The sequence below is a fragment of the Streptomyces sp. CRN 30 genome (assembly GCF_034105845.1).
The window spans coordinates 1-7115 of the sequence record NZ_JAVRHI010000466.1; the positions used below are offsets into that span (position 1 = coordinate 1).

A 7115-nucleotide genomic window follows, 5' to 3' on the forward strand; every position below is an offset into this window, starting at 1 on the left:
CGCGGGGACGACGGACTGGCCCGTCGTCCCCGCGCCCGCTCATGGGGTCCTACGGTCCCGGGTCCAGGTGAGCAGCTGCTCCGCCGACCAGGTGTTCACGACGCGCCCCGCGGGCACCCCGCACTCCTCGGCCCGGGCGCAGCCGTGGACCTGCCAGTCGAGCTGGCCGGGTGCGTGCGCGTCGGTGTCGACGGCGAACAGCACGCCGGCCTCCACCGCCCGGCGCAGCAGGCGCCGGGGCGGGTCGAGCCGTTCGGGACGGCTGTTGATCTCCACGGCCGTCCCCGCCTCGGCGCAGGCGGCGAAGACCTCCGCCGCGTCGAACTCGGACTCCGGCCGACCCCGCCCGGTGACCAGCCGCCCGGTGCAGTGCCCGAGCACGTCGGCGTGGCGGTTCCGGACGGCCGCGACCATGCGGCGGGTCATCGGGCGGGTGGGCATGCGCAGCTTGGAGTGGACCGACACCACGACCACGTCGAGCCGCTCCAGCAGCTCGGGCTCCTGGTCCAGCGAGCCGTCGTCGAGGATGTCGCACTCGATGCCGGTGAGCAGCCGGAAGGGCGCCCACCGCTCGTTCAGCGCGGCCACCGCGTCGAGCTGCTCGCGCAGCCGGTCCGGGGACAGCCCGCGGGCCACGGTCAGCCGGGGCGAGTGGTCGGTGAGGACCGCCCACGCGTGACCGAGCGCGGCCGCCGTCCGGCCCATCTCCTCGATCGGGCTGCCGCCGTCCGACCAGTCCGAGTGCAGGTGGCAATCGCCCCGCAGCAGCGCCCGCAGCTCGTCGCCGCCCGCCGCGAGCGGCCGGCCGGCCTCGTCCTCCAGCCTGCCCAGGTACTCCGGCACCGCACCGGCCAGCGCCTCGCGCACCACCTGCGCGGTCTTCGGGCCGACGCCCTTCAGCGACTCGAGCGTCCCGTCGGCCACCCGCCGGGCCACCTCGTCCGCGGTCAGTTCCCCGAGCACCCCGGCGGCCGTGCGGAAGGCCCGGACGCGGTACGTGGGGGCCTGCTCCCGCTCCAGCAGGAACGCGATCCGGTCCAGTGCCTCGACGGGGTCCATCGCCACCTCCACCTCCAGGGTTGCCCAGCCGCACCGCGGCCGCACGACGGGCGCGCGGTTTGTGCCCCCCGCCCCCGGGTACTGCGATGCCTCGTCCGTAATCGCCGCTGCGTCCCTCTTCGCCGCAGCGCCACGAAGGAGGTCCGATGTCCGCGCGTGAACACACCGAGGTGGCCGTCGTCACCGGTGCCGACTCCGGCATCGGCCGCGCCACCGCCGTCCGCCTGGCGCAGGCGGGGATGGACATCGGCATCACCTGGCACACCGACCACGAGGGCGCCGAGGAGACCGCCGAGGAGGTGCGCGCCCACGGTCGGCGCGCCGTCGTCGCGCGGATGGACCTCACCCGGCTGCCCGCGGCCGCGGACACGATCGACGAGCTGTGCGCGGAGCTGGGCCGCATCGACGTCCTCGTCAACAACGCCGGCACCGGCACGGCCACGCCCTTCCTCGACCTGGGCCTCGACGACGTGCGCCACGTCCTGGACGTCGACCTCGTCGGCCCGTTCCTGTGCTCCCAGCGGGCCGCCCGGCACATGATCCGCCAGGGCGACGGCGGCCGGATCGTCAACGTGACCTCCGTCCACGAGCACCAGCCCCGGGTGGGTTCCGCCCCGTACTGCGCGGCCAAGGGCGGCCTCGGACTGCTCACCCAGGTCATGGCGCTGGAACTGGGCGAGCACGGCATCACCGTCAACGCGGTCGCGCCCGGTGAGATCGCCACCCCGATGACCGGGCAGGAGGACACCGACGTGCACACCGAGCGCCGCCCGGGCATTCCCCTCGGCCGCCCCGGCGACGCCCGCGAGATCGCGGCCGTGATCGCCTTCCTCGCGGGCCACGACGCCTCGTACGTCACCGGCGCCTCCTGGGTCGCGGACGGCGGCATGGTGCGGATGGGCCCGCAGGCCGGATCACATCTGGAGAGCGATGACTGGCGGCGGCCCTGAGCGGCCCGCCGTGCGCCTGCGCACCAGCTCCTGCGACCGGCCCGGCTTCTCCCGCGTGCGCAGCGGACGCGGCTTCCGCTACCGCGACACCGGTGGCGAGCCGCTCAGGGACCCGGAGCAGCTGGCCCGTATCCGTGCCCTGACCATCCCGCCCGCCTGGCGGGACGTGTGGATCTGCCCCTGGCCCAATGGTCATCTGCAGGCCGTCGGCACCGATGACGCGGGACGCCGCCAGTACCTGTACCACGAGGAGTTCCGGGCCCAGCAGGAGCGCGCCAAGCACGAGCACGTGCGGAAGGTGGCGCGCGCCCTGCCGGAGCTGCGCGCCCAGGTCGCGGAGGACCTCGCGGGGCGCGGCCTGAGCCGGGCGCGCGTGACGGCGTGCGCGGTCCGCCTGCTGGACCTCGGCTTCTTCCGGATCGGCAGCGACCGGCACACGCGCACCAGCGAGACGTACGGCCTGACGACGATGCTGCGCGAACACGTGTCCGTGCGGCGGGACGAGATCGCCTTCAACTACCCCGCCAAGGGCGGCGTCGAGATGGTCCGCGCCCTCGTGGACGACCAGGCCCACGGCGTCGTACGGGCCCTGCGGCGCCGACGGCGGGACGGGCAGCGGCTCCTCGCCTACTACGAGCGGGGCGCGTGGCACGAACTGCACGGGGACGACCTCAACGAGGCGCTGCGCCGGCTGTCCGGCACGGACATCACCGCCAAGGACTTCCGCACCTGGCACGCCACCGTGCTCGCCGCGGTCGCCGTGGCCGTCACCGCGGAGGCGGGCGCGGCGACGGCCACCGCCCGGCGGCGGCAGCTGACCCGTGCCGTGCGTGAGGTGAGCCGCTACCTCGGCAACACGCCCGCCGTCTGCCGCGCCTCCTACATCGACCCGCAGGTGTTCGAGCTGTTCGAGCAGGGGGAGACCATCGCGCCCGCCCTCACCCGCCTGGGTGAACACGGCGACTTCGGACGGCCCGCCACCCAGGGGGCCGTGGAGGGAGCGGTCCTCGACCTGCTCGGCGGCTGAGACGAGGGCGTGATGTGTGTTTCGTGCCCCTTCGGCCGATGCGTTCTACGCTCTTGTGTATGACCGAACACTCGACCTTGTACGTGCGGCATCCGCGGATCACGGTGCTCGGCGTGCAACCGGGCAGTCCGCCGTTCCGCGTCGTGGAGATCGACGGTCAGGTGGTCGGCAGGGCCACCGCGATCACCGATGTCCTGTTCGCCGCCTCGGCGGCCGGCATCCACGTCCGCGACCTCGACGACCCGGACGTGGTCTGCTGGGTCGGCGGCGACAAGTTCACCTGGGCGGTGCGCTGACGCCGCTCGCCGGCACCCGCGCACGCGCGCGGGTGCCGGCGAGCGGCTGCGGTCCGCCTAGGCGTTCAGTGCCTTCGTCCCGGCTTCCTTGCCGTCCTTCGCCCTCCACCGGTGGCGCGCGGCGGGCGGGGGCGGGAGCTCGTCGTCCTCGTCCACGGCGTCCACCGGTTCCTTCCGCTCCACCCGCGGGTGGGCGGCCCGGCCCAGTCGCCGGCCCAGGAGGATGTACCCCAGCAGGGCGCCGGTGGTGTTGAGGATGACGTCGTCGATGTCGAAGGCGCGCCCGGTCACGAGCGAGCCCTGCACCAGTTCGACCAGGAGCATGACAAGGGCGGTCATCGCGGGCACCCGCAGGATGCCCCGGGTGCCGGGTGCCAGTACCGGCAGCAGCACCCCGAAGGGGACGCCCAGCACCACGTTCCCGCCGAGCTGCTTGACGGCGTCCCGCAGCGAGCCCTGTTCCAGGTAGGCCCGCAGGGAGCGGCCGGGGTGCAGGTTGCTGTGGATGAGCGACTCCGAGGCCGGCGACGGCTGGAGCGTGAGCCGGGCGAGCGCCACGGCGAACGCGACCATCGCGACGAACGCCAGCAGCATGATCAGCAGACGCCAGGGGAGCGCGAGCGGCCGCCGGCCGTCGTGCGGGGCCGGCCTCCCACGACGGCCGGCGGCCGCGGCGCGGGATCGTGATCCTGTACGGGCCATTCAACCCTCCCGATTCCAACTTCCCGTGTTTCCCGGCCGGTTACCCCCGGATACGGTTCCGATACCCGGGCCCCGCCGGCTCCGCTCCGCTCGCGACGTGACGCGGGCTCTCAGGCGCCGTACGTCACCTTCACCTCCTCGAAGCCCAGCGACCCGAGCAGCCCCTGCAGCATGTCGGTGGTGTTCGACTCGGCCCGCCCGGTGAGCTCGCTCTCCTTCGCGGCGGTGCCGATGTGCTGCGCCGCGAGCTTCTGCACGGCGCGCTCGCTGTTGGGGTTGTCGGAGAAGAGGTCGCCGAGGCGGTCGAGGAGGCCGCGCTGCTTGGCGACGGCGTAGGAGCGGTCGGGGTCGAGGGCCGGCTCGCCGAGCGCCGCGTGCGGCAGCCGGAGCGTGGCCGAGGTGCGGTCCTCGTTGACCGTCACGTCGTCCTCACCCAGTTCGCCCAGGTCGACGTAGGCGTCGACGGTGCCCGCGCCCACGTACAGGGTGCGGGTGCCGCGGATCGCGTCCGGCAGGAACTTCGCGTCCTTCTCGAGGTCCACCACCACCTGGAAGTTGCCCGAGGCGGCGTCGTAACGGCTGATGTCCTGGATGGACTTGAGCAGCGCGGGGCCCGAACGGTCGTGGGTCTCCTCGCCGAACACGTCCTTGAGACTGCCGTAGACGAGCAGCCGCAGCGCGGCGAGCACGACCACCAGGAGCAGGACGAGGACGGTGAGCACCTTCGCCCAGCCGGGCAGGCGGCGCGCGCGCGTGTGGGACGTCGTCATGTCGACGGTCCTCCTTTCTGCTCACCGGATGCCCTCGAATGGCCTGATGCAACGCCCAGTTGGCCGACGAGCGGCCGGTGCGGAAGCACGGGGCGGCGCGTGGGGCGCGCGGACCGGACACGGGGTCCGGGGCAGTGCGTCCGTCCGCGCCCTGTTCGACGCGCCCGCGAGCGAATAGACAGGAGGGGACGGACCGGAGGCGGACGGACGGGAGGGGGCGGACGGACGGGGCGCCGCACACCGGGCGGCGCCCGGCAGCACCCAGGTGACCAGGGAGGGCTCGCAGTGGCGAAGGCGAAGTTCGAGCGGACCAAGCCGCATGTGAACATCGGCACCATCGGTCACATCGACCACGGCAAGACGACGCTGACGGCGGCGATCACGAAGGTACTGCACGACAGGTTCCCCGACCTGAACCCGTACACGCCGTTCGACCAGATCGACAAGGCGCCGGAGGAGCGGCAGCGCGGCATCACCATCTCCATCGCGCACGTCGAGTACCAGACGGAGCGCCGGCACTACGCGCACGTCGACTGCCCCGGACACGCCGACTACATCAAGAACATGATCACCGGCGCGGCGCAGATGGACGGCGCGGTCCTCGTCGTGGCGGCCACCGACGGGCCGATGCCGCAGACCAAGGAGCACGTCCTGCTCGCCCGGCAGGTCGGCGTGCCCTACATCGTGGTCGCGCTGAACAAGACGGACATGGTCGACGACGAGGAGATCCTGGAACTCGTCGAGCTGGAGGTGCGCGAACTGCTCACCGAGTACGAGTTCCCGGGCGACGAGGTGCCCGTGGTCCGGGTGTCGGCGCTCAGGGCGCTGGAGGGAGACGCGCGGTGGGCCGAGTCGGTGCTCGAGCTGCTGGACGCGATCGACGAGTCGGTGCCCGAGCCGCAGCGCGACGTCGACAAGCCGTTCCTGATGCCGATCGAGGACGTCTTCACCATCACCGGCCGCGGCACGGTCGTCACCGGCCGGATCGAGCGCGGCACGCTGAAGGTCAACAGCGAGGTCGACATCATCGGCATCCACGAGGAGAACACGCGGACGACGGTCACCGGCGTCGAGATGTTCCGCAAGCTGCTCGACGAGGGCCGGGCGGGCGAGAACGTGGGGCTGCTGCTGCGGGGCGTCAAGCGGGAGGAGGTGGAGCGCGGGCAGGTGGTCATCAAGCCGGGCTCCGTCACCCCGCACACGGAGTTCGAGGCCCGGGCGTACATCCTGTCCAAGGACGAGGGCGGCCGGCACACGCCCTTCTTCAACAACTACCGGCCGCAGTTCTACTTCCGCACCACCGACGTGACGGGCGTGGTGACGCTGCCGAAGGGCACCGAGATGGTCATGCCGGGTGACAACACCGTGATGCACGTGCAGCTGATCCAGCCGATCGCGATGGAGGAGGGCCTGAAGTTCGCGATCCGCGAGGGCGGCCGGACGGTCGGCGCGGGTCAGGTGACGGGCATCTCGAAGTAGCGCACGGGGGACCGCCTCACCATGACCCCGAGGTGGCCTCGGGCCGGCTCAGGGCCTCGTCCAGCGACGCCGACGGCGGCAGCAGACGGGCGAGGCCGGTCATCTTCAGCACGCGCAGGGTGAGGTCGTGCGTGCACACCAGGTGCAGCTGCCCGCCCCGGTCGAGGACGCGCTGTCTGGCCCGGTACAGCAGCCGCAGCCCGGAGCAGTCGAAGAACTCGACGGGCCGCAGGTCGATCACGATCCGCGGCTCCGGCCCGGTGGTGACGGCGTCCAGACACGGGACGATCTCCAGTGCGGCGAGAATGTCGATCTCGCCGTGGAACTCCAGCACGGTGTGGCCGTGTTCCTCATGGACGCGCAGATGCCGCACGGACGGTGCCGGCTCCTGGTACACGACGACTTCGCCTCCGACCGGCCTCGGGTACAGGGGTCTCGAGTCACCGGGGGCCGGGGTGACGACGTGCTGTGAGCGTAGACGTGACAGCGGGGGTCCCGTGACGGCAAAACCGTTCCTGGCCCGGCAAGTTACCCTCGTTAGGGTGAATTCCAGCATGTTCAGTTGACATATGTCTTCCCTTTACGCGACGAGTCGTCCGACTGTGTGAGTGCCCTGTCCGCGCCGGGGCGTACGCCGGTGACGGAGGGCGCGTGCAGGCCCGCGGAGGGCGGCTGCCGGAACCGGACCGTCCGCCGGCTCCCATGTCTCCGACCACGCCTTTCGTCGATCGCCACGCCCGCTGTCACCCATCGCGCGGGCACCTCGCGCCCCTCGTCCTCCGCTGCGCCCGGGCCCCCGCCGCCGCGCGCACGGACCGCGCGCGCGGCGGCG

At 72.5% G+C, this 7115-nt stretch carries 8 protein-coding genes; 4 read left to right on the top strand and 4 right to left on the bottom strand.

Translation table 11 applies throughout. From position 1 onward, the window contains the following. Window positions 1-39 precede the first annotated feature (39 nt). Window positions 40-1059 (bottom strand): PHP domain-containing protein, encoded by a 1020-nt coding sequence (locus UW392_RS53030; protein WP_320782639.1) that lies wholly within the window; start codon window positions 1057-1059, stop codon window positions 40-42. A gap of 146 nt (window positions 1060-1205) precedes the next feature. Between UW392_RS53030 and UW392_RS53035 the strand changes: the two genes are divergently transcribed. From UW392_RS53035 to UW392_RS53045, 3 genes are read left to right on the top strand one after another with little or no spacing between them, the layout of a single operon-like run. Further along, the gene (locus UW392_RS53035) at window positions 1206-2009 is read left to right on the top strand and encodes an SDR family oxidoreductase (protein ID WP_320782640.1); all 804 of its coding nucleotides are present in this window, start codon (window positions 1206-1208) and stop codon (window positions 2007-2009) included. Between the two features lie 10 nt (window positions 2010-2019). After that, complete coding sequence (locus UW392_RS53040; RefSeq protein WP_414497560.1) at window positions 2020-3036, top strand: DNA topoisomerase IB; 1017 nt, start codon at window positions 2020-2022, stop codon at window positions 3034-3036. Between the two features lie 59 nt (window positions 3037-3095). After that, window positions 3096-3332, top strand: a complete 237-nt coding sequence (locus UW392_RS53045; RefSeq protein ID WP_320782642.1) for a hypothetical protein — start codon at window positions 3096-3098, stop codon at window positions 3330-3332. A gap of 57 nt (window positions 3333-3389) precedes the next feature. Here UW392_RS53045 and UW392_RS53050 read toward each other — a convergent pair whose 3' ends face one another. Further along, entirely contained in the window at window positions 3390-4034 is a 645-nt protein-coding gene (locus tag UW392_RS53050; RefSeq protein WP_320782643.1) for a VanZ family protein, read from the bottom strand. A gap of 110 nt (window positions 4035-4144) precedes the next feature. Next, window positions 4145-4804 (bottom strand): DUF4230 domain-containing protein, encoded by a 660-nt coding sequence (locus UW392_RS53055; protein ID WP_320782644.1) that lies wholly within the window; start codon window positions 4802-4804, stop codon window positions 4145-4147. Between the two features lie 285 nt (window positions 4805-5089). Here UW392_RS53055 and tuf point away from each other — a divergent pair, with 285 nt between their 5' ends. After that, window positions 5090-6283 (top strand): elongation factor Tu, encoded by a 1194-nt coding sequence (gene tuf / locus UW392_RS53060; protein ID WP_320782645.1) that lies wholly within the window; start codon window positions 5090-5092, stop codon window positions 6281-6283. Between the two features lie 16 nt (window positions 6284-6299). Here tuf and UW392_RS53065 read toward each other — a convergent pair whose 3' ends face one another. Further along, window positions 6300-6680, bottom strand: coding sequence for an anti-sigma factor antagonist (locus tag UW392_RS53065; RefSeq protein WP_320782646.1), 381 nt, complete (start codon window positions 6678-6680; stop codon window positions 6300-6302). Window positions 6681-7115 lie beyond the last annotated feature (435 nt).

Bases quoted from the DNA above. Each gene is read 5' to 3' on its own strand.
- UW392_RS53030 (WP_320782639.1), bottom strand. From the start codon at position 1,059: ATGGACCCCGTCGAGGCACTGGACCGGATCGCGTTCCTGCTGGAGCGG.
- UW392_RS53035 (WP_320782640.1), top strand. From the start codon at position 1,206: ATGTCCGCGCGTGAACACACCGAGGTGGCCGTCGTCACCGGTGCCGAC.
- UW392_RS53045 (WP_320782642.1), top strand. From the start codon at position 3,096: ATGACCGAACACTCGACCTTGTACGTGCGGCATCCGCGGATCACGGTG.
- UW392_RS53050 (WP_320782643.1), bottom strand. From the start codon at position 4,034: ATGGCCCGTACAGGATCACGATCCCGCGCCGCGGCCGCCGGCCGTCGT.
- UW392_RS53055 (WP_320782644.1), bottom strand. From the start codon at position 4,804: ATGACGACGTCCCACACGCGCGCGCGCCGCCTGCCCGGCTGGGCGAAG.